This window comes from Tychonema sp. LEGE 07196, from assembly GCF_963890365.1.
Taxonomy (GTDB): domain Bacteria; phylum Cyanobacteriota; class Cyanobacteriia; order Cyanobacteriales; family Microcoleaceae; genus Microcoleus.
Genome location: NZ_CAWPRX010000171.1, coordinates 1 through 1,192 on the forward strand (window position 1 = coordinate 1; position 1,192 = coordinate 1,192).

At 39.3% G+C, this 1,192-nt stretch carries 2 protein-coding genes; both read right to left on the reverse strand.

Annotated features, from left to right (window positions below; translation table 11 throughout):
* Positions 1–512: 512 nt before the first annotated feature.
* Positions 513–635, reverse strand: coding sequence for a hypothetical protein (locus AACV78_RS20640; protein ID WP_255513066.1), 123 nt, complete (start codon positions 633–635; stop codon positions 513–515).
* Positions 636–652: 17 nt separating this feature from the next.
* A complete protein-coding gene (locus AACV78_RS20645) occupies positions 653–871 on the reverse strand; it encodes a YgiT-type zinc finger protein (protein WP_339383742.1) in 219 nt (72 codons plus the stop codon).
* Positions 872–1,192 lie beyond the last annotated feature (321 nt).

Sequence of the window (1,192 nt, forward strand, 5' to 3'; positions counted from 1 at the left end):
CTTGACTTGGCTGCTGCTGATACAACTCCTGTAGCAATGGTTGCTCCTTCTATCAACGGCTAAGTTTTAGTCTGAGATTACAAAAAGCGCTCCTAGAAATAGGGGCGCTTTTTGTTTGGGGAAAAATTTAATAAATACTGCTTCTACGGATTTCGGTAATTCTATCGGCACGAAATATGCAACTGGATACAAATAATCTTCGCCGGATTCGTCAATAACTCGGATAAATTGATGTTTCGCAGCGCGATTATCGGGTATTAGCTGATAGATTTTTTGCACTTCTTAAGGATGCTTGATAGTCTTGATTGTCAATACAAACTACAAATCTGGTTTCTAAGTTAAAATTCAACATATTTGCATAAAGTAGTCTGTTCAGAAGCAGTTGCCTCTGTCAACAAAATCGTCCTCTCAGTTGTCAATTCCCATCTATCGCGAGGCGAATTTGTTTCTACATATCGTTTAATCAAGCCATCAGCAGCCAGTCTTTTTAAGGCAACCATCATGTCAGGTTTTCACGGTACATCTCTACGGGAAAGTGGATTCGCGAGTTCGTACCAACTCCATTTTCCTTGACCTTTAGCTACTAATTCCAGCAGCACTAATTCAAGCTGGGTTAATTGAGTTAGGTTTTTCATTCTTTTTATCGTATAACTTATCCCACTCGAAAAAAATTCCCCATCGCTTGAAATTCTTGAGTCTCTTCTCGCTGCAATTGCTGTCTAATTTTGGCAAATTTCCTAACTGTTTCCACAGAGTACAACCGTTCTCCACAGCTTAGGCAAACTTCAGCGGATACTTTTAAGATAGCAGTATGCTTGCCGCCCCGTAAAAGTTTATCGACTTCTTTGATAACTATTTCACCGCCACAAATTGAGCATTTTTATACAGATAGCATTGTTAATTTCTCCTTTGTATCCAATTAATCCATCGATTTGCATCTGGCAGATAAATCGCCTCTAAAGCTTTCACCATAGATTAAGTATAGCTTTTCTCATAAAGATGAGGTACGATTGGGTAAAAGTTAATCAGGAAAAAAAGAATTGCTCGCCTCGCACCTCCTTTAACTCAAAAGCTTCATAGTCCCTGCGATTGCTTTCTTGAATCGCAATGACATCCTTTGCTCAGTGAAGGGTATTGAGATATAATGTAGTTTAGAACTCTTGCAAAAATCCAAAGCACCCCACCCCAACCC